The sequence below is a fragment of the Serratia sp. 2C06 genome (genome assembly GCF_050037615.1).
Taxonomy (GTDB): domain Bacteria; phylum Pseudomonadota; class Gammaproteobacteria; order Enterobacterales; family Enterobacteriaceae; genus Serratia; species Serratia ureilytica.
The window spans coordinates 5,035,112-5,052,924 of sequence record NZ_CP188299.1; the positions used below are offsets into that span (position 1 = coordinate 5,035,112).

Below are 17,813 nucleotides of genomic sequence, written 5' to 3' on the forward strand. Positions count from 1 at the left end.
TTTCTATGGCTGAAAGGCATTCAGGGCATTTTTATTGTTTCAGCCGGTGAATGCCTGGCTATCAGCTCAGAAACGGCACGATTAACGTGCGCAGATTTCGCTTTCGTTGAAGAAGTAAGCGATTTCACGCTGTGCGGATTCAACGGAGTCGGAACCGTGAACGGCGTTAGCGGTGAAGCTGTCCGCGTAGTCGGCGCGCAGGGTGCCGGCCAGTGCGTTGTCCGGGTTGGTTGCGCCCATGATGTCGCGGTTGCGCTGCACGGCGTTTTCAGATTCCAGAACCTGCACCATGATTGGGCCGGAGGTCATGAACTCTACCAGACCGTCGAAGAATGGGCGGCCTTTGTGCTCAGCGTAGAAGCCTTCAGCTTGCTCGCGAGTCAGACGCAGCATTTTAGCGGCGATGATTTTGAAACCGGCGCGCTCGAAACGCGCGTAGATAGCGCCGATGTCGTTGTTGGCTACAGCGTTTGGTTTAACGATGGAAAAGGTACGTTCTACGGTCATGATGGCCTCTGTATGACTTCCAAAACAGGCCGGTCTGCAATGTTGCCGGCCTTCTCAAGTGGCGCAGATTATATGTGCGCCGTTAACGCTTGCCTACGGGAAAATCAACATTTCATTAAAAAAATATGATCTTCCTGCGGCATTTCCGACCACGCGCCGCGTTACTGGGTTTTGTCGGTGGACGGGATCAAATTGCGCAGCCAGCTGCCCCAGCGGCGCTGATAAAACGGCTGCGTATGGGCGATCAGGTAGTGGCTGATGCCACGCTCTTTCTCCGACACCAGGCAGAAATCGACCGGTTCGTCATTCGGCGCCGTTTCGCTGGCGACGCTGCCGGCCTCGTTGATCAACGCCTCGATCTCCGCCGGTTCTGCATCCACTTCCAGCCCGATCAGCAGATTCGGCTTCTCGTCCGCCGCCTGGTCGTGCATCAGCGCCAGAAACGCGCGGCGCACCGGTTTGCGCTGGCTGAACAGCGTGGTCAGCGCATCCACCATCGCCGACGGGTACTCTTCGGGCTGCCCCAACAGGATTTGGGTCTCTTTGTCGACGTAATGCTCAACCGGTTTGACGACGCCGCCGGTCGCCAGCAGCATCGCCACCTCTTCCGGGTAGAACTCTTTGCCGTATTCCGCCTTCGGGTTGAGGAACAGATCCGCGCCCTGGGTGATTTCAAACAGCACCCGAGCCGGCATGGCGATGAACGGCTGTTCGTCCTCAACGGCCTTCTGCAACGCTTCCAGCGAGGTGAAGAACGGAATGATGCTGCCGCCGTCCTGCTTTTCCCAATGCTGGATATTGACCGGCGTATCCGCGTTCAGCGTGATGTCGCCGTCCTGCTGCACCTGCTCGCTGTCGCCGAGGATCAGCACCGTGGCGTCGAGCAGTTCACGGAAGAACGCCGGACGGTGGGCCGGCTCCGTCACCGCCAGCTTCAGCAGGCGTTCAAGCTCGTTCTCGCTCGGGGCGGCATCGTGATGATGGGAACTCATGGCAAACTCCAGGGATCAAATAGCGAGGCCCAGCATGCTGGGCCCCGAAGATAATGCGCATTCTAGCGCCCGACGCGGCGGGCGTTCAATTATTTGGCTTTGCTCAGCAGCAGATTGGCCAGGGTACGCACGCCCAAACCGGTCGCGCCGGCCGACCACTGCTCCACCGCGCCTTTGCGGTAGGTGGCGGAACAGTCGATGTGCAGCCAGCCTTGCTGGTAATTCTTGACGAAGTGCGACAGGAAGGCCGCCGCGGTGCTGGCGCCGGCGGTGTAGGCCGGGCCGGCCACGTTGTTCAGCTCGGCGAAGTTGGACGGCAGCTGGCTGCGGTGGAACTCGGCCAACGGCAGACGCCAGAACGGCTCTTGCTCGGCGGCGGCGCTGCTCAGCAGCTCCTGCGCCAGCGCATCGTCGAAGCTGAACAGGGCGTGGTAGTCGTTGCCCACCGCGGTTTTGGCCGCGCCGGTCAGGGTGGCGCAGTCGATAATCAGTTGCGGATTCTGCTCAGAAGCGTCGATCAGGCCGTCGGCCAGCACCAGGCGCCCTTCCGCATCGGTGTTCATCACCTCAACGGTTTTGCCGTTGCGGTAGCGAATGATGTCACCCAGTTTGAAGGCGTTGCCGCTGACCATGTTGTCGGCGCAGCACAGGTACAGCTTCACGCGCTGCTTCAGGCCGCGCGCCGCCGCCAGCGCCAGGGCGCCGGTGATGGTGGCCGCACCGCCCATGTCAGCCTTCATCGAATCCATAAAGGCGCTCTGTTTCAGGCTATAACCGCCGGTATCGAAGGTGATGCCCTTGCCGACCAGGCAAGCGAACACCGGCGCGTCCGGGTTACCGGTCGGGTTGAAGTCCAGCGCCAGCAGCACCGGCGGGCGCTCGGAGCCGCGGCCGACGGTGTGGATGCCGGCATAGTTCTGCTCGCGCAGATCTTCGCCCTTGGTGATGCGGTAGCTGACGGCATCGCAGCCGACGTCGCACATCAGATCGACGGCGCGGGTCGCCAATTGCTCCGGCCCCAGCTCTTCCGCCGGCATGTTGATGGTATCACGCACCCAGTCGACGATCTTCAGGCGCTTATCCAGCTCCTGACGCGCGGCTTCCGGCAGTTCGGCCCATTCGACGTTGCGCTGCCCTTTCGGCCCGCGATAGCCTTGCCAGAACGCCCAGCTGTTTTCCAAATCCCAACCGTCGCCGGCCAGCTTGACGTTTTTGATGCCCTGGCCGTCAATTTTGCGGCCCGCGCGCTGGATCGCGCCCAGCTTGTCGGCGCCGGTCAGGTGGATGGTCATCCCTTCGCCGTTGGTGCTCAGCAGCGCTTTCTCGCCCCAGCGGGCGTCGGCAGGTTGTTGCGACAGCGTGACCTGCATGAATTCTGTTGTCATAGCCTTCTTACTCCGGATGTTCCCTTTATTATTTCATTAGGGCTTTATTGCATACCCTATGGATTTCAAATTGCAGCTAGGCGCCCAGCGATCTCATCCCCAGGAGCTTACTCAGGTAAGTGACTGGGGTGTGATCGTGCAGGTAACAACGCTGCGGTTTGAAAGACGACGGGTATGTCGGATACAAAATAAACGGGCCGCCCATGGCAGCCCGTTACGCTATTTACTCCGCTTCATCTAACCAGACCAGCAGGATCGCTTCCAGTATTTTTTCGTTGGAAGCCTGCGGATCGTCGTCGAACTCTTCGAGATCGCAGATCCACTGATGCATGTCGGTAAAACGCACGGTTTTCGGATCGGTGTCCGGGTATTGGTCGTACAGGGCTTCGCCGATTTCACGGCTGTCGGTCCACTTCAGTCCCATTATGATCTCCGGGTTGGCGCTGCGGCTAACAATTAATGCTCACGCGCGTGGTTGACGGTGTAGCGCGGCATTTCGACCACCAGATCTTCGTCGGCGACCAGCGCCTGGCAGCTCAGACGGCTTTCCGGCTCCAGCCCCCACGCTTTGTCCAGCATGTCATCTTCCAGCTCGCTGCTCTCTTCCAGCGAATCGAAGCCTTCACGCACGATGCAGTGGCAGGTGGTGCAGGCGCAGGATTTCTCGCAGGCATGCTCGATTTCAATGCCGTTGCGCAGCGCAACGTTGAGGATCGACTCCCCTTTTTCGGCTTCCAGAACCGCCCCTTCCGGGCACAGATCTTGATGGGGCAGGAAAACAATTTTAGGCATGGTTAAACCTCATCCACAGAATGGCCAGCCAGCGCGCGGCGAATGGAAGCGTCCATGCGGCGCGCGGCAAAATCTTGCGTTTGTGCATCTAATGTTTTGATGGCGTCTTCGATAGCGGCGGGATCTTCACCCTGCGCCGCCTGCTGCAACGCCTGGGTCGCGGCGGCGATCGCCTGGCTTTCCGCCTCGCTCAGCAGCGCGGCGTCGGTGGCCAGCGCGCCCTGCAGGCTTTCCAGCACCCGCGCGGCTTCCACGCGTTGCTCCGCCAGCTTGCGCGCGCCCACGTCGCTTTGCGCGTTGGCCATCGAATCCTTGATCATGCCGGCGATTTCGCTGTCCGACAGGCCGTACGACGGCTTGACCTGGATCGAGGCTTCGACGCCGGTGGATTTCTCCATCGCGGTAACGCTCAGCAGACCGTCGGCATCCACCTGGAAGGTGACGCGAATATGCGCGCCCCCGGCAGGCAATGGCGGCAGGCCGCGCAGCGTGAAGCGCGCCAGCGAACGGCAATCCTGCACCAGCTCGCGCTCGCCCTGCAGCACGTGGATCATCATCGCGCTCTGGCCATCTTTAAAGGTGGTGAACTCCTGTGCACGCGCCACCGGAATGGTGGTGTTGCGCGGGATCACTTTCTCCACCAGGCCGCCCATGGTTTCCAGGCCCAGCGACAGCGGGATCACGTCCAGCAGCAGCATGTCGCTGTCCGGCTTGTTGCCCACCAGGATGTCGGCCTGGATCGCGGCGCCGATGGCGACCACTTTATCCGGATCGATCGACGTCAGCGGCGTGCGGCCGAAGAAGCCCCCCACCTGCTCACGCACCAGCGGCACGCGGGTGGAACCGCCGACCATCACCGCTTCCAGCACCTCGTCGGCGGCGACGCCGGCATCTTTCAGCGCGCGGCGGCAGGCCATCAGCGTACGTTTCACCAGCGGAGCGATCAGCGCTTCGAACTGGGCGCGGGTCACCTCGCCCTGCCAGCCGGCGACCTCAACGCACACGCTGTCGGCATCGCTCAACGCGATTTTGGCGGCGATGGCGGCGTCCAGCAGTTGGCGCTGCACACCGTGATCGCTGCGATCGGCCACGCCGGCCTGCTCGCGCAACCAGTCGGCCAGCAGGTGATCGAAATCGTCGCCGCCCAGCGCGGAATCGCCGCCGGTGGCCAGCACTTCGAACACGCCGCGGCTGAGGCGCAGAATGGAGATATCAAAGGTGCCGCCGCCCAGATCGTAAACCGCGATCACCCCTTCCTGGCCGGAATCCAGCCCGTAGGCGATCGCCGCCGCGGTCGGCTCATTCAGCAGGCGCAGGACGTGCAGGCCGGCCAGACGCGCCGCGTCTTTGGTGCCCTGGCGCTGCGCGTCGTCGAAGTAAGCGGGAACGGTAATCACGACGCCGTCCAGCTCGCCTTCCAGCGCCGCTTGCGCGCGCGCGGACAGCGCCCGCAGGATATCGGCGGAGACGCCAACCGGGTTAACCGGGCCGGCGGCGGTGACGATCAGCGGCAGGCCGTTGTCGCTGGCCTGAAATTGATACGGCAGGTTCGGGTAACGTTGCTGCACGTCCGCCAACGAACGGCCCATCATGCGTTTGATGGAGCTGACGGTATTGGCCGGATCCTGCGCCGCCTGTTGGCGCGCATCCCAGCCGACGCGCTGCGCGTCCGCCTGATAATGCACCACCGAAGGCAGCAAATGGCGTCCCTGATCGTCGGCCAGCGTTTCTGCTTGCCCACTGCGCACCGTGGCGACCAGCGAGTTGGTGGTGCCCAAGTCGATGCCGGCGGCCAGACGTCGCTGGTGCGGCGCGGCGCTGAGGCCAGGCTCACTAATTTGTAATAAGGCCATGTTGAAGCTTCCACAATCAGAATCAGAAGGTGTTACTCAAAACCCAGCAGTTTTTCTTCGAGTTGTTCAACCTGTTGCTGGAGTTTGTCCAAAAAGCGCAGCTTGCGCACGGTGTCGGCGGCATCCGCCCACTGTTCGCTGTCCAACTGCTGCAGCATCAGCGCGCTGCGCTGCTTGATGGAGGAGGCCAGCCGCGCGCCGAAATCGGCCAGCAGGCTTTCCGCTTCCGGCTTGCGCTCAATGGCGTCGAGCTCTTCGCGCAGCTCCAGCTGTTCCATCAGAAACGCGGTGTCGCGCATCGTATGCTGTTCGTTGCCCAGATCGAAGCCGTGCAACGATAGCATATACTCCGCGCGTTTTAACGGGTGCTTCAGCGACTGGTAAGCTTCGTTGATGGTCGCCGCCTGCTGCAACGCCATCAGGCGTTCGCGCTCCGGCTGGTTGGCGAAACGATCGGGGTGAAATTGGCGCTGCAGATCCTGGAAGCGGGACGCAAGCAGGCTGCCGTCCACGGTGTAGCGAACTGGCAGCCCGAATAAAGTAAAGTAATCCATAGCGTGCTCTGGGCGTTAGCGGATGAAGTTCCCCCGCCGAAACGGGGGAGCACGATGGACTGTCAGACGTTGAAACTCTCGCCGCAGCCGCATTCGCTTGAGACGTTCGGGTTGTTGAACTTGAAGCCTTCGTTCAGGCCTTCCTTAACAAAATCAAGCTCGGTGCCGTCAAGGTAGACCAGGCTCTTGCCGTCGATGATCACCTTGATGCCTTTGTCTTCAAACACGATGTCGTCATCGTTGGCTTCGTCAACAAATTCCAGCACGTACGCCATCCCGGAGCAGCCGGAAGTTCGCACTCCCAGACGCAGGCCGAGACCTTTGCCGCGGTTCGTCAAAAACGCCTGAACACGCTGCGCAGCGCTGTCGCTCATGGTAATAGACATCACAACCTCACACTTCACATCAAAGCCCGGCGCGGCCGGGCCGACTCAGACAAATTACTCGGCGCTATGCTTGCTCTTATAGTCGGCAATCGCTGCTTTGATGGCGTCTTCAGCCAGGATCGAGCAGTGAATTTTGACCGGCGGCAATTCCAGCTCTTCGGCGATCTGGGTGTTTTTGATCGCTTCAGCCTGATCCAGCGACTTGCCTTTCATCCATTCGGTCACCAGCGAGCTGGAGGCGATGGCGGAACCGCAGCCGTAAGTTTTAAAGCGCGCGTCTTCGATGATGCCTTCATCGTTAACCTTGATTTGCAGCTTCATCACGTCGCCGCAAGCCGGCGCCCCTACCATGCCGCTGCCGACGGTAGGATCTTCGTTGTCGAAAGAACCCACGTTGCGCGGGTTTTCATAATGATCGATTACTTTTTCGCTGTAAGCCATGACCTTGCTCCTGAAACCTGAGAATTAATGATGCGCCCATTCGATGCTGTTGATGTCCACGCCCTGCTTGAACATCTCCCACAGCGGGGACAGATCGCGCAGACGGCCGATGGATTTACGCACCAGTTGAATGGTGTAGTCGATCTCTTCTTCCGTGGTGAAACGCCCCAGGGAGAAACGGATCGAGCTGTGCGCCAATTCATCGCTCATGCCCAGCGCGCGCAGCACGTAGGACGGCTCGAGGCTGGCGGAGGTACAGGCTGAACCGGAAGAAACGGCCAGGTCTTTCAGCGCCATGATCAGCGACTCGCCTTCAACATAGTTGAAGCTGACGTTCAGGATGTTCGGTGCGCCGTGCTCCAGATCGCCGTTCAGATACACTTCTTCCATATCTTTCACGCCGTTCCACAGACGATCGCGCAGGGTGCGCAGACGCGCCATCTCTTCGGTCATCTCTTCTTTGGCGATGCGATAAGCTTCGCCCATGCCGACGATCTGGTGGACAGGCAGGGTGCCGGAACGCATGCCGCGCTCGTGACCGCCGCCGTGCACCTGCGCTTCGATGCGGATGCGCGGCTTGCGACGCACATACAGCGCGCCGATGCCTTTCGGACCATAGATTTTGTGGCCGGAGAACGACATCAGGTCGACTTTCAGCTTGCTCAGATCGATAGGCAGTTTGCCCACGCTCTGGGTGGCGTCAACGTGGTAGATGATACCGCGCGCACGGCACATTTCGCCGATCGCTTCGATATCCTGCACCACGCCGATTTCGTTGTTGACGTGCATGATGGAGACCAGGATGGTGTCATCGCGCATCGCCGCTTCGAGATCCTGCAGGCTGATGATGCCGTTGCTCTGCGGCGCCAGGTAGGTGACTTCAAACCCTTCGCGCTCCAGCTGACGGCAAGTGTCGAGCACGGCTTTGTGTTCGGTTTTGCTGGTGATGATGTGCTTGCCTTTTTTCTGGTAGAAATTGGCAGCGCCTTTTATCGCCAGGTTGTCGGATTCGGTCGCCCCGGAGGTGAAGACGATTTCGCGCGGATCGGCGCCCACCAGTTCGGCGATTTGGTTACGGGCGATGTCTACCGCCTCTTCCGCCTGCCAACCGAAACGGTGGGAACGGGAAGCCGGGTTGCCGAAAGTGCCGTCCAGGGTCAAAAACTGCATCATCTTCTCAGCAACGCGCGGGTCAACCGGCGTCGTTGCTGAGTAATCCAGATAAATCGGTAATTTCATTGCTCTTGTGCTCCGTACATCACTTCCAAAAACTAAAATAATTTCGCCAGCTGCTTATGCGCGCAGATTAACGTTGATAGTTTCTTGCGGACGACCGTTGGCCGTGCGGCGCGTATCGTTGTTTTGACGATCCGCCACCACCAGCACTTCCTGGTTGTTGACCAGTTCAGCCAGCGTAATGTTGTTCAGGAACCCGCTGATGCGCTCGCTCAGATCGCGCCACAGGGCGTGGGTCAAGCAGCGATCGCCGCCCTGACAGCCTTCTTTGCCCTGGCAACGGGTTGCATCTACCGATTCATCGACGGCAGTGATGACAGCGCCAACGGCGATCTCACCCGCGTCTTTACCCAGCAGATAACCACCGCCCGGACCGCGCACGCTGGCCACCAGGCCATTCTTGCGCAGACGGGAGAATAATTGTTCCAGATAAGAGAGCGAAATACCCTGGCGTTCGGAAATGTCCGCCAGTGGCACCGGCCCTTCCTGGGAATGCAGCGCTACGTCGAGCATAGCGGTTACGGCATAACGGCCTTTGGATGTCAGTCTCATAGCTCAATGGTTACCTGTTGGTCAAATATGGCCGAAAGTCTGACATTCCTGAGTAAAACAGTCAACTATTTAACCTAGTAATTGACTCAAGTATTAGCACGTTTTGAACTTAGCAAGAACAAAGGTATATAAAATACATGTTATAACCTTTGGATAACTAATACTATTGTCGCCCACCGTTATGCCACATCAATTAATTACCTTGATGTTTATCCTGTTTCTCGATCGAGGTCAGCATGCCGCGCAGGATATTCAGCTCCTGCCCTTCCGGGCGTGCGCGGGTGAACAGCCGACGCAGGCGGCTCATCACCTGGCCCGGATGGGACGGGCGAATGAAGCCGGTACGCTGCAGCGTCTGCTCAAGGTGCTGATAGAAACGCTCAAGGTCGTCCACCAGCGGATACGGCGTCTCTTCCAGCTGCGGCGCGCCCGCCTGTTGGCGATCGAGGTAAGCCACGCGCACTTCGTACGCCAGGATCTGCACCGCCATCGCCAGGTTCAGCGAGCTGTAGTTCGGGTTGGCCGGAATGGCGACATGGTAGTGGCACTTCTGCAATTCATCGTTGGTCAGCCCGACGCGTTCACGGCCGAACACCAGCGCCACCGGCGCGTGCTCGCCCTCGTGCACCGCGCGCACGCCGCATTCGCGCGGCTCCAGCATCGGCCACGGCAGGGTGCGAGAGCGCGCGCTGGTGCCCACCACCAGGCTACAGCCGGCGATGGCGTCATCGAGGGTATCGACGATGGTGGCGTTGCCGATCACGTCGCTGGCGCCGGCGGCCAGGGCGATGGCCTGAGAATCGGGTTTGATCAGCGGATTAACCAGATAAAGGTTGGTTAACCCCATGGTTTTCATGGCTCTGGCGGTCGAGCCCATGTTGCCGGTATGTGAAGTCTCTACCAGAACAATGCGGATATTGTGCAGCATACAAACTCTGAGCGTGGCGGAAAATCGCAGCATCTTAACACAGCCGTAGGCAATTTGCCGAACAGCTGCTATACTTCGCGCCGTTTCCTGTTCTTTAACATCCTAGTTGGAAGATACCCATGCATCCGATGCTGACTATCGCCGTGCGCGCTGCGCGCAAGGCCGGTAACCTGATTGCCAAAAACTACGAAACCCCGGACGCTGTAGAAGCGAGCCAGAAAGGGACCAATGACTTCGTCACCAACGTCGATCGCGATGCAGAGCATCTGATCATCGACGTCATCCGCAAGTCTTATCCGCAACACAGTATCGTGAGCGAAGAACGCGGTGAGCTGATCGGCGAAGATCGCGATGTGCAATGGGTGATCGATCCACTGGATGGCACTGCAAACTTCATCAAACGTTTCCCTCATTTCTCCGTTTCCATCGCCGTACGCATCAAAGGCCGCACTGAAGTGGCCGTGGTTTACGATCCGATGCGCAACGAACTGTTCACCGCCACGCGCGGTCAGGGCGCACAGCTCAACGGTTACCGTCTGCGCGGCACCAACGCCAAAGATCTGGATGGCACCATCCTGGCGACCGGCTTCCCGTTCAAAGTCAAACAGCACGCAACGCCTTACATCAACATCGTCGGCAAGCTGTTCACCCAGTGCGCAGACTTCCGCCGCACCGGTTCCGCTGCGCTGGATCTGGCCTATGTGGCCGCCGGCCGCGTAGACGGTTTCTTCGAAATCGGCCTGAAGCCGTGGGACTTCGCCGCGGGCGAACTGCTGGTGCGTGAATCCGGCGGCCTGGTCACCGACTTCGTCGGCGGCCACAACCACTTCAGCTCCGGCAACGTGGTAGCAGGCAACCCGCGCGTCGTGAAAGCCATGCTGGCCACCATGCGCGAAGAACTGAGCGAAGCGCTGAAGCGTTAATCGCCAGAAGCGAATCGAAAAAAGCGCTGCCGATGCAGCGCTTTTTTTATGCCCGTTAGCGGGAGAAGGGGCGGATGCCGCCGCCGAATTCCGGCTGCGCGCTGACGTACAGCAACAGCCCGGCGGCCAGCAGGATCAGACCGCCGGCCAGCGCCAGCGAGCCCCAGGCCACCGCGCTCCAGGCGGCGGGCGCGCGCGAACGGCTGAGGCGCACCGCCAGCCGGCGGCTGTAATGCACCAGCAGCGCCAGCATGGAGATGGTCAACGACGTGCCAAACGCCATCGCCAGCGCGGAGATCACTCCCCAGCCGAACACGCCGATCACCTTGGAGAACAACAGCACCAAAATCGCCCCCGAACAGGGACGCATGCCCATCGCCAGCACGATGGCGGCCTGAGTGCGCCAGTCGCTTCCCGCCTGCAGCTCGCTGTCGCTCGGCAGATGCCGGTGGCCGCAGCCGCAATTGGCGCTGTGCACATGATCCGCCGCCAATGGCGTCAGGCTGTTGATGCGCAGCGCCGGCGCCGGGCGCATCGCCTTGATCGCCGCAAACAGACGTTTCAGCGCGCGCCAACTCAGCAACACGCCAAGCAACATCACCAAAATAAAGCTGCCCTTCTCCAGCCAGAAGCTGCTTTGGTGAAGCTGGCGCGAAGAGAGCTGCAATACCACCAGCATCAGCGTAACCAGCGCGATCGCCACCCCGCCCTGCACCAGCGAAGCGGCGAAGGTCAGCTTCAGGCTGCTTTTCAGCCGCGCCGGGTGAGTGGCCAGATAGGTGGCGATCACCACTTTGCCGTGGCCGGGGCCGAGCGCATGCAAAACGCCATAGCCGAGGCTGAACAGCGTCAGCGCCAACCCTGCCTGCTGCGGCGCGGCCTTCACCTGCTGCAACAACCCCGCCATCTGCTGGTGCAGCGCTTTTTGCCATACCACGCTCTGCATCAGCAGCTGCGGCCAATAGTGCCACGCCAGCAGCGCGGCGGCCGCCAGCGCCAGCGTGAACGGCAGCAGCGGCCACAGGCCGAAAGCCCAGTGGCGCCGGTTTATCGTCGGTTGCGAGAGATTCAGCGACATTGCAGCGTCACCCGCTGGGCGAACTGCTGCCCCAGCGCCAGGTCTTCACCGGGCGAGTCGTTCTTGTCGAGCGACAGCGCATAGGCCTGCAGCGACGCATTCGGCTTCGGCGTCATCAGCTTGTAGCTGCACTGCTGCGCCATCTCCGGCGGCAAATGCAGCGCATTTTGGTCTTTATAGGTCATATCCACGAAATAAGTCGGATCGTAAGTAGAAAGCTCGAACGGCTTGCCCGCCAGCGGCTGCGGCTCGGCCAACGGCAGCACGAACTCCAGTACCGCCTGGTTGCCCTGGCGCGACAGGTGATATTCGCTGGGCAAGTTCAGGTATTTCACCGGCTTGCCGTCGCGGTAAAGGTCGGTGAAATAGTGCTGCCCCAGCACGTTGGCCATCACTTCCGCCGCCAGCTTTTTCCACACTTCCGAATCGCTCTTGGCGTTTTTCGCATCGTAGAGCAGATCCGCCGAGGTGATTTCATCCATCACCCACACCATTTTCAGGCCGACCAACCGCTGATCCTTGGCGACGAAGGTGGTGTTCATATCGATAAAGCTGTGCGGATGCGCGATCGCACCGGCGCTGAACACGGCGCCAAAGGCAGCCAAAAGTCGACGTAACTTCATCATTATCCTGCTTTACCTATATTTGTTATAACGTAACACAAATAAATGTCGAACGGCCCGCCTCTGCCGGCGATATTTGTGACGAAAGTTGTAAGCCGAAGTAAAAGCCGCGCGTTAACCCTGCCGGCACAAAGCCTTTTGCTATGCTTAGGCATAATCGCAACCTTTTATGCCGGAAGGTGATATGAGCCTGGACACCTCTCCCGTGCCTGAGCTCTCCGGACAACAACGGCGCTGCCATCTGCTGCTGATGCTGTACACGCCGGAGCCCGAGTTACAGCTGGAGACCCTCAGCCGAATCAATGGCGTCGCCCCCCCGATAACCCGGCAAGATATAGCCGAGGTGGCCAGTGAAATCCAGCGTTTCCACCATCTGGAGATCGCCGTCGATCCCGACCATGGCTACCGATTGAGGGGCAGCGCGCTCAACCAACGCCTGTGCCTGCTCCATTGGCTAAGGCGCACCCTGCGCTGCAGCCCGCGGTTCGTCGAAGACGATTTCGCCCCGCGCCTGCGGCAAGCGCTGGCGGCCGATGCCGAGTTGACATCGCTGTTGGCCCAGGCGCTCGACGCCTGCGAGCCGCTGCTCAATCGTCACTTTGACGCGCGCGACCGCCAATTCCTGCAGCATTATCTGCTCTACTGCGCCTGGCAAAACCGCCTGCAGCAACACCCGCGTTTCGACGCCGTTCAGCGCGACTGGCTGCGGCAAAAACTGGAGCAGCAAGCCGCCGCCTGGCTGCATCAGGCCTGCAACCGGCTGTTTAACCAGCCGCCGCAGGCAGACGAGCGCGATTTTTTGGCGCTGACCTTCACCCTGTTGAAAAGCCACAGCTACCACAGCAATGACTCGGCGCAAGAGCAGAGATTGATGGCGGCGATCGACAGCATGGTCGAGCGGTTCCAGCAGCTGTCCGGCATGGCTTTCAGCAGCAAGGCGGAGCTGGTCAGCCAGCTGTTCGCCCATCTGGCGCCGGCGCTGGAGCGCTGCCGTTTCGCCATCGGCATCGACAATATGCTGCTGGAAGAAGTGGTGCGCAAATACCCGCGGCTGATGCGCACCACGCAGGAAGCGTTGAAACCGCTGGAGCAGGAGTACGGCGTGCATTTTTCCAACGAGGAGGCGGGCCTGGTGGCCATCAGCTTCGGCGCCTGGCTGATGCAGGACAACGCGCTGCAGGAAAAACAGGTGCTGCTGCTGACGCTGGATAACCCGCAGTTGGAAGAGGAAGTGGAATATCAGATCCGCGAGCTCACGCTGCTGCCGCTGAACATCAAGTATCTGCCGCTGAGCGACTATCTGTGCGGCGGAGCGCCGCAGGGCGTCACGCTGGTGATCACCCCCTACGCGGCGGTGCACAGCGCTCCGCACCCGCCGCTGATCTATACCGAACTGCCGCTGGAAAACCGCCAGCGCCAGGCCATCCGCGCGCTGCTGGAAGCCCCTTAATCACCGGCTGACGCTGACCGCCGGCGGCCGGATGAACAAGGCCGGCACCGCGACCGCCGCCATCACCCAGAACACCCCGCCCTGCCAATGTTCGAACAGGAACCCGGCAATGACCGTCATGACGGCGATACCGCCGCCCATCGCCAGCGCCGAATACACCGCCTGCAGTTGGATCACCTCTTGCCCCTGGCGCGCGGCGATAAAGCGCATCGCCGCCAGATGGCACACGGTGAAGGTGCCGCAGTGCAGGATTTGGATCAGCAGCAGCCAACCCAGCTCGGTGCTGTAGGCCATCAGGCTCCAGCGCAACACGCCGCAACAGGCGGAAAGCAGCAGCAGGTTGCGCGCATTCCAGCGGCGGAACAGCACGTTGCTGCTGGCGAAAATAATCACTTCCGCCACCACGCCCAGCGACCACAGATAACCGATGGTCGAGGCCGAATAGCCCGCCTCCTGCCAGTAAATGGAGCCGAAGCTGTAGTAGCCGGCGTGCGCGCCCTGCAGCAGCGTGACGCACAGCAGGAAGCGCCACACCGGCCCTTCTTTCAACAGCGCCCACAGCGAACCCTCGGCCCCGCCGTGCGTGCGCGCTTCGCCCTGCGGCATCACGCTCGGCTTCAGCAGCATGCCCAGCAGCATCGCCAGCACGCTGAGGATCAGGCTGTAGAGAATGGCGTTATGGCCCCACACCGCCACCAGTTGCCCGGTCAGCGCCGAGCCGATGACGAACGCCAGCGAGCCCCACAGCCGCACCCGGCCATAGTCCATGCGGATCTGCTTTTGCCAGGTGGCGGCCAGCGCGTCGGTCAGCGGCACCAGCGGCGAGAAGAACAGGTTGAAGCCCGCTATCACCAGCATCAGCCAGCCCCAGCCGTTGCCGAAGCAGAAGCCAACCGCGAAAGCCAGGGTCAACAGCGCCAGCAGGCGCAGCGCGGAAACCAGATGAGAGGGATCTTTAACGCGGGGAGCAATCAGTAAACTGCCGAGGAAGCGGGCCACCAAACCGGCGCCGAGCAATATGCCGATGGTTTCGGGCGCGATGCCCTCGCCTTTCAGCCACACGCCCCAGAACGGTAAGAAAATGCCGTAGGAAAAGAAGTAGGTGAAATAACTGAGCGCGAGCCAACGCGTGGATTGCAGAACCATGATCCCTCCGGAGTGAGGGCAATACTTTGACAGAGCTCACACCTGCCCGCAATCTTCATTCCACGTCAATGCGTTAGAGTGCCAGACAGCTCACAGTTTGCCGCGAGCGGCCACAAAAAAACCCGCCGCAGCGGGTTTTTTCAGGCAAAAGCGGGATTATGCGTAAACCGGCAGGCGGGCGCAGATATCCAGCACTTTCTTCTTGGTGCGTTCGATGGTGGCTTCATCGTTGATGTTGTCCAGCACATCACAGATCCAACCGGCCAGTTCGCGCACGTCGGCTTCTTTGAAGCCGCGACGGGTCACGGCCGGGGTGCCGATACGCACGCCGGAGGTGACGAACGGGCTCTTCGGATCGTTCGGCACGCTGTTTTTGTTGACGGTGATGTTGGCACGGCCCAGGGCGGCGTCCGCTTCTTTACCGGTCAGGTTTTTGTCGACCAGATCCAGCAGGAACAGGTGGTTATGGGTGCCGCCCGAGACCACTTTGTAGCCGCGCTGCAGGAACACGTCAACCATCGCCTTGGCGTTGACCGCCACTTGCTGCTGGTAAACCTTGAACTCAGGCTCCATCGCTTCTTTCAGCGCCACCGCCTTGCCGGCGATCACGTGCATCAGCGGGCCGCCCTGGCCGCCAGGGAACACGGCGGAGTTCAGCTTCTTGTACAGATCTTCGTCGCCGCCCTTCGCCAGGATCAGGCCGCCGCGCGGACCCGCCAGGGTTTTGTGGGTGGTGGTGGTGACGATGTGCGCGTGCGGTACCGGGTTCGGGTACACGCCGGCGGCGATCAGGCCCGCCACGTGCGCCATGTCGACGAACAGGTAAGCGCCGATGCTGTCGGCGATTTCGCGCATTTTGGCCCAGTCAACCACGCCGGAGTATGCGGAGAAGCCGCCGATGATCATTTTCGGCTTGTGGGTTTGCGCCTGTTTGGCCAGATCGTCATAGTCGATTTGACCTTTGTCGTCGATGCCATAAGGCACCACGTTATACAGTTTGCCGGACAGGTTAACCGGGGAACCGTGGGTCAGGTGGCCGCCGTGCGCCAGGTTCATGCCCAGAATGGTGTCGCCCGGCTGCAGCAGCGCGGTGTACACGGCGAAGTTAGCCTGGGAGCCGGAGTGCGGCTGCACGTTGGCGTAATCAGCGCCGAACAATTCTTTGGCACGATCGATAGCCAGCTGCTCAACGATATCCACGTATTCGCAGCCGCCGTAGTAACGCTTGCCCGGATAGCCTTCAGCGTATTTGTTGGTCAGCTGGGAACCCTGAGCCTGCATCACGCGCGGGCTGGTGTAGTTCTCAGACGCGATCAGCTCGATGTGCTCTTCCTGACGCACCACTTCCTGCTCCATGGCACGCCACAGTTCCGCATCGTAATCGGCAATGTTCATTTCACGCTTTAACATCCGGCATCTCCTGACTTAAATCAGCTAACTAAAAAATCACCAAATAACTACCCGTTTGGGTTCTGGGCCACAGTGTAAACCGTTTCACCCCACCGAAGATAGGTCTTGACAGAGGTTTTTACGCAAACGATTGGCATAAGGTGGCGCAAGGCTTTGATCCGCTAAATGCCGCCGTTTATCAACGGACATTTCCTCATGCGAACGATGCGCTTTTTTCATGTTCTGTGAGCGCGATCGACGCCCGAAGAACACCGCAACGAAAACAAGGGTATTTACAAGCGACGCGGAACCCAATAAGATGCATTTAAAATACATCATTACAATTATCGTCAAGATCCCAACCCAAGGAGCGCTTCCATGCTGGATAGCCAAACCATCGCCACCGTGAAATCCACCCTTCCCCTGCTGGCTGCGACCGGGCCGAAGCTGACCGCCCACTTTTACGATCGCATGTTCGCGCACAACCCGGAATTGAAAGATATTTTCAACATGAGCAACCAGCGCAACGGCGATCAGCGTCAGGCGCTGTTCGACGCCATCTGCGCCTATGCCGCCAACATCGAGAACCTGGCGGCGCTGCTGCCGGCGGTGGAGCGCATCGCGCAGAAGCACACCAGCTTCAATATCCAGCCGGAGCAGTACAACATCGTCGGCGGTCACCTGCTGGCGACCCTGGACGAAATGTTCAGCCCGGGCCAGGAAGTGCTGGACGCCTGGGGCAAGGCCTACGGCGTGCTGGCCAACGTATTTATCCAGCGTGAAGAGCAGATTTATCAGCAGAGCGAAACCGACAACGGCGGCTGGCGCGATCTGCGCGCATTCCGCATCCTGAAGAAACAGCCGCAGAGCGACGTGATCTGCAGCTTCGTGCTGGCGCCGGTGGACGGCGGCCGGGTGGCGGACTTCAAACCGGGGCAATACCTGGCGGTCTACATCAAGCACGACAGCCTGGAGCATCAGGAAATTCGCCAGTACTCGCTGACCACCTCACCGAACGGCGAGTTCTACCGCATCGCGGTGAAGCGCGAAGATCAGGGGAAAGTGTCCAACTACCTGCACCAGCAGGCGCAGGAAGGCGACGTGATCTACATCGCCCCGCCGCACGGCGACTTCTTCCTCGACGTGGCGCCGACCACGCCGGTGGCGCTGATCTCCGCCGGCGTCGGCCAAACCCCGATGCTCGGCATGCTCAACACCCTGCACGACAACCAACATCAGGCGCAGGTCCACTGGCTGCACGCGGCGGAAAACGGCAGCGTACACGCCTTTGCCGATGAGGTAGCGGATATTGCCGGGCGTATGCCGAATCTGAGCCGCCATGTGTGGTACCGCGAGCCGGGTGCCGATGACGTGGAAGGCCGCGACTACCACAGCCGCGGATTGATGGATTTGAGCGCGCTGCAAGGCAGCCTGGCCGATCCGCAGATGCACTATTACTTCTGCGGCCCGGTGGCCTTCATGCAGTTCGTGGGCAAACAGCTGCTGGAGATGGGCGTAGAGGCCGAACGCATCCACTACGAATGCTTCGGCCCGCATAAGGTGCTGTAATGCTTGCGG

Annotated in this window: 19 protein-coding genes; 3 read left to right on the forward strand and 16 right to left on the reverse strand. The window is 60.4% G+C overall.

The features are described 5' to 3' along the window. Positions 1 to 81: 81 nt before the first annotated feature. The 12 genes from ndk to trmJ all read right to left on the reverse strand — a co-directional run bounded on the left by ndk (position 82) and on the right by trmJ (position 9,626). On the reverse strand, positions 82 to 507 hold the full coding sequence (gene ndk, locus ACP3TA_RS24550; RefSeq protein ID WP_004941424.1) for a nucleoside-diphosphate kinase: 426 nt from the start codon (positions 505 to 507) through the stop codon (positions 82 to 84). A 161-nt stretch (positions 508 to 668) separates the two neighbouring features. Further along, complete coding sequence (sseB, locus tag ACP3TA_RS24555) at positions 669 to 1,499, reverse strand: enhanced serine sensitivity protein SseB (protein WP_033644091.1); 831 nt, start codon at positions 1,497 to 1,499, stop codon at positions 669 to 671. An 89-nt stretch (positions 1,500 to 1,588) separates the two neighbouring features. Beyond that, positions 1,589 to 2,884: an aminopeptidase PepB gene (pepB, locus tag ACP3TA_RS24560; RefSeq protein ID WP_033635597.1), complete on the reverse strand. Its 1,296-nt coding sequence runs from the start codon at positions 2,882 to 2,884 to the stop codon at positions 1,589 to 1,591. Between the two features lie 223 nt (positions 2,885 to 3,107). Further along, on the reverse strand, positions 3,108 to 3,308 hold the full coding sequence (gene iscX / locus ACP3TA_RS24565; RefSeq protein WP_006327336.1) for a Fe-S cluster assembly protein IscX: 201 nt from the start codon (positions 3,306 to 3,308) through the stop codon (positions 3,108 to 3,110). Positions 3,309 to 3,340: 32 nt separating this feature from the next. After that, complete coding sequence (fdx, locus tag ACP3TA_RS24570; protein ID WP_004941417.1) at positions 3,341 to 3,676, reverse strand: ISC system 2Fe-2S type ferredoxin; 336 nt, start codon at positions 3,674 to 3,676, stop codon at positions 3,341 to 3,343. A gap of 2 nt (positions 3,677 to 3,678) precedes the next feature. Beyond that, on the reverse strand, positions 3,679 to 5,529 hold the full coding sequence (hscA, locus tag ACP3TA_RS24575; protein WP_197790671.1) for a Fe-S protein assembly chaperone HscA: 1,851 nt from the start codon (positions 5,527 to 5,529) through the stop codon (positions 3,679 to 3,681). Positions 5,530 to 5,561: 32 nt separating this feature from the next. Next, complete coding sequence (gene hscB, locus ACP3TA_RS24580) at positions 5,562 to 6,083, reverse strand: co-chaperone HscB (RefSeq protein ID WP_025303915.1); 522 nt, start codon at positions 6,081 to 6,083, stop codon at positions 5,562 to 5,564. A gap of 62 nt (positions 6,084 to 6,145) precedes the next feature. Beyond that, entirely contained in the window at positions 6,146 to 6,469 is a 324-nt protein-coding gene (gene iscA / locus ACP3TA_RS24585) for an iron-sulfur cluster assembly protein IscA (protein WP_004941410.1), read from the reverse strand. 54 nt (positions 6,470 to 6,523) lie between these two features. Then, the gene (gene iscU, locus ACP3TA_RS24590) at positions 6,524 to 6,910 is read right to left on the reverse strand and encodes a Fe-S cluster assembly scaffold IscU (protein WP_033635600.1); all 387 of its coding nucleotides are present in this window, start codon (positions 6,908 to 6,910) and stop codon (positions 6,524 to 6,526) included. A 24-nt stretch (positions 6,911 to 6,934) separates the two neighbouring features. Next, positions 6,935 to 8,149, reverse strand: coding sequence for a cysteine desulfurase (iscS, locus tag ACP3TA_RS24595; RefSeq protein ID WP_015378780.1), 1,215 nt, complete (start codon positions 8,147 to 8,149; stop codon positions 6,935 to 6,937). Between the two features lie 54 nt (positions 8,150 to 8,203). Beyond that, entirely contained in the window at positions 8,204 to 8,698 is a 495-nt protein-coding gene (gene iscR / locus ACP3TA_RS24600; RefSeq protein ID WP_004941404.1) for a Fe-S cluster assembly transcriptional regulator IscR, read from the reverse strand. Positions 8,699 to 8,891: 193 nt separating this feature from the next. Beyond that, the gene (gene trmJ / locus ACP3TA_RS24605; protein ID WP_033644095.1) at positions 8,892 to 9,626 is read right to left on the reverse strand and encodes a tRNA (cytosine(32)/uridine(32)-2'-O)-methyltransferase TrmJ; all 735 of its coding nucleotides are present in this window, start codon (positions 9,624 to 9,626) and stop codon (positions 8,892 to 8,894) included. A 119-nt stretch (positions 9,627 to 9,745) separates the two neighbouring features. Between trmJ and suhB the strand changes: the two genes are divergently transcribed. Continuing rightward, positions 9,746 to 10,549, forward strand: a complete 804-nt coding sequence (gene suhB, locus ACP3TA_RS24610) for an inositol-1-monophosphatase (protein WP_033644096.1) — start codon at positions 9,746 to 9,748, stop codon at positions 10,547 to 10,549. Between the two features lie 55 nt (positions 10,550 to 10,604). Here the strand turns inward: suhB and ACP3TA_RS24615 are convergent, their stop codons facing one another. After that, positions 10,605 to 11,627 (reverse strand): nickel/cobalt transporter, encoded by a 1,023-nt coding sequence (locus tag ACP3TA_RS24615; RefSeq protein WP_426784470.1) that lies wholly within the window; start codon positions 11,625 to 11,627, stop codon positions 10,605 to 10,607. Then, positions 11,618 to 12,253, reverse strand: coding sequence for a DUF1007 family protein (locus tag ACP3TA_RS24620; RefSeq protein ID WP_046687657.1), 636 nt, complete (start codon positions 12,251 to 12,253; stop codon positions 11,618 to 11,620). Before ACP3TA_RS24620 ends, ACP3TA_RS24615 begins: the two co-directional genes overlap by 10 nt. 181 nt (positions 12,254 to 12,434) lie before the next feature. On the opposite strand from ACP3TA_RS24620, the gene csiE reads away from it, so the two are divergent. Further along, the gene (csiE, locus tag ACP3TA_RS24625; RefSeq protein WP_206196259.1) at positions 12,435 to 13,700 is read left to right on the forward strand and encodes a stationary phase inducible protein CsiE; all 1,266 of its coding nucleotides are present in this window, start codon (positions 12,435 to 12,437) and stop codon (positions 13,698 to 13,700) included. Here csiE and ACP3TA_RS24630 read toward each other — a convergent pair whose 3' ends face one another. Together ACP3TA_RS24630 and glyA are read right to left on the reverse strand one after the other, a co-directional pair. Next, complete coding sequence (locus ACP3TA_RS24630) at positions 13,701 to 14,846, reverse strand: 3-phenylpropionate MFS transporter (protein WP_033644100.1); 1,146 nt, start codon at positions 14,844 to 14,846, stop codon at positions 13,701 to 13,703. A 156-nt stretch (positions 14,847 to 15,002) separates the two neighbouring features. Then, complete coding sequence (gene glyA, locus ACP3TA_RS24635) at positions 15,003 to 16,256, reverse strand: serine hydroxymethyltransferase (RefSeq protein WP_047570908.1); 1,254 nt, start codon at positions 16,254 to 16,256, stop codon at positions 15,003 to 15,005. A 357-nt stretch (positions 16,257 to 16,613) separates the two neighbouring features. Here glyA and hmpA point away from each other — a divergent pair, with 357 nt between their 5' ends. Further along, positions 16,614 to 17,804, forward strand: coding sequence for an NO-inducible flavohemoprotein (gene hmpA / locus ACP3TA_RS24640; RefSeq protein WP_197658718.1), 1,191 nt, complete (start codon positions 16,614 to 16,616; stop codon positions 17,802 to 17,804). Positions 17,805 to 17,813: the final 9 nt, after the last annotated feature.

Bases quoted from the DNA above. Each gene is read 5' to 3' on its own strand.
- ACP3TA_RS24615 (WP_426784470.1), bottom strand. From the start codon at position 11,627: ATGTCGCTGAATCTCTCGCAACCGACGATAAACCGGCGCCACTGGGCT.
- iscU (WP_033635600.1), bottom strand. From the start codon at position 6,910: ATGGCTTACAGCGAAAAAGTAATCGATCATTATGAAAACCCGCGCAAC.
- ACP3TA_RS24630 (WP_033644100.1), bottom strand. From the start codon at position 14,846: ATGGTTCTGCAATCCACGCGTTGGCTCGCGCTCAGTTATTTCACCTAC.
- fdx (WP_004941417.1), bottom strand. From the start codon at position 3,676: ATGCCTAAAATTGTTTTCCTGCCCCATCAAGATCTGTGCCCGGAAGGG.
- ACP3TA_RS24620 (WP_046687657.1), bottom strand. From the start codon at position 12,253: ATGATGAAGTTACGTCGACTTTTGGCTGCCTTTGGCGCCGTGTTCAGC.
- iscS (WP_015378780.1), bottom strand. From the start codon at position 8,149: ATGAAATTACCGATTTATCTGGATTACTCAGCAACGACGCCGGTTGAC.
- iscR (WP_004941404.1), bottom strand. From the start codon at position 8,698: ATGAGACTGACATCCAAAGGCCGTTATGCCGTAACCGCTATGCTCGAC.
- trmJ (WP_033644095.1), bottom strand. From the start codon at position 9,626: ATGCTGCACAATATCCGCATTGTTCTGGTAGAGACTTCACATACCGGC.
- iscA (WP_004941410.1), bottom strand. From the start codon at position 6,469: ATGTCTATTACCATGAGCGACAGCGCTGCGCAGCGTGTTCAGGCGTTT.
- hmpA (WP_197658718.1), top strand. From the start codon at position 16,614: ATGCTGGATAGCCAAACCATCGCCACCGTGAAATCCACCCTTCCCCTG.
- pepB (WP_033635597.1), bottom strand. From the start codon at position 2,884: ATGACAACAGAATTCATGCAGGTCACGCTGTCGCAACAACCTGCCGAC.
- csiE (WP_206196259.1), top strand. From the start codon at position 12,435: ATGAGCCTGGACACCTCTCCCGTGCCTGAGCTCTCCGGACAACAACGG.
- iscX (WP_006327336.1), bottom strand. From the start codon at position 3,308: ATGGGACTGAAGTGGACCGACAGCCGTGAAATCGGCGAAGCCCTGTAC.
- hscB (WP_025303915.1), bottom strand. From the start codon at position 6,083: ATGGATTACTTTACTTTATTCGGGCTGCCAGTTCGCTACACCGTGGAC.
- ndk (WP_004941424.1), bottom strand. From the start codon at position 507: ATGACCGTAGAACGTACCTTTTCCATCGTTAAACCAAACGCTGTAGCC.
- glyA (WP_047570908.1), bottom strand. From the start codon at position 16,256: ATGTTAAAGCGTGAAATGAACATTGCCGATTACGATGCGGAACTGTGG.
- sseB (WP_033644091.1), bottom strand. From the start codon at position 1,499: ATGAGTTCCCATCATCACGATGCCGCCCCGAGCGAGAACGAGCTTGAA.
- hscA (WP_197790671.1), bottom strand. From the start codon at position 5,529: ATGGCCTTATTACAAATTAGTGAGCCTGGCCTCAGCGCCGCGCCGCAC.
- suhB (WP_033644096.1), top strand. From the start codon at position 9,746: ATGCATCCGATGCTGACTATCGCCGTGCGCGCTGCGCGCAAGGCCGGT.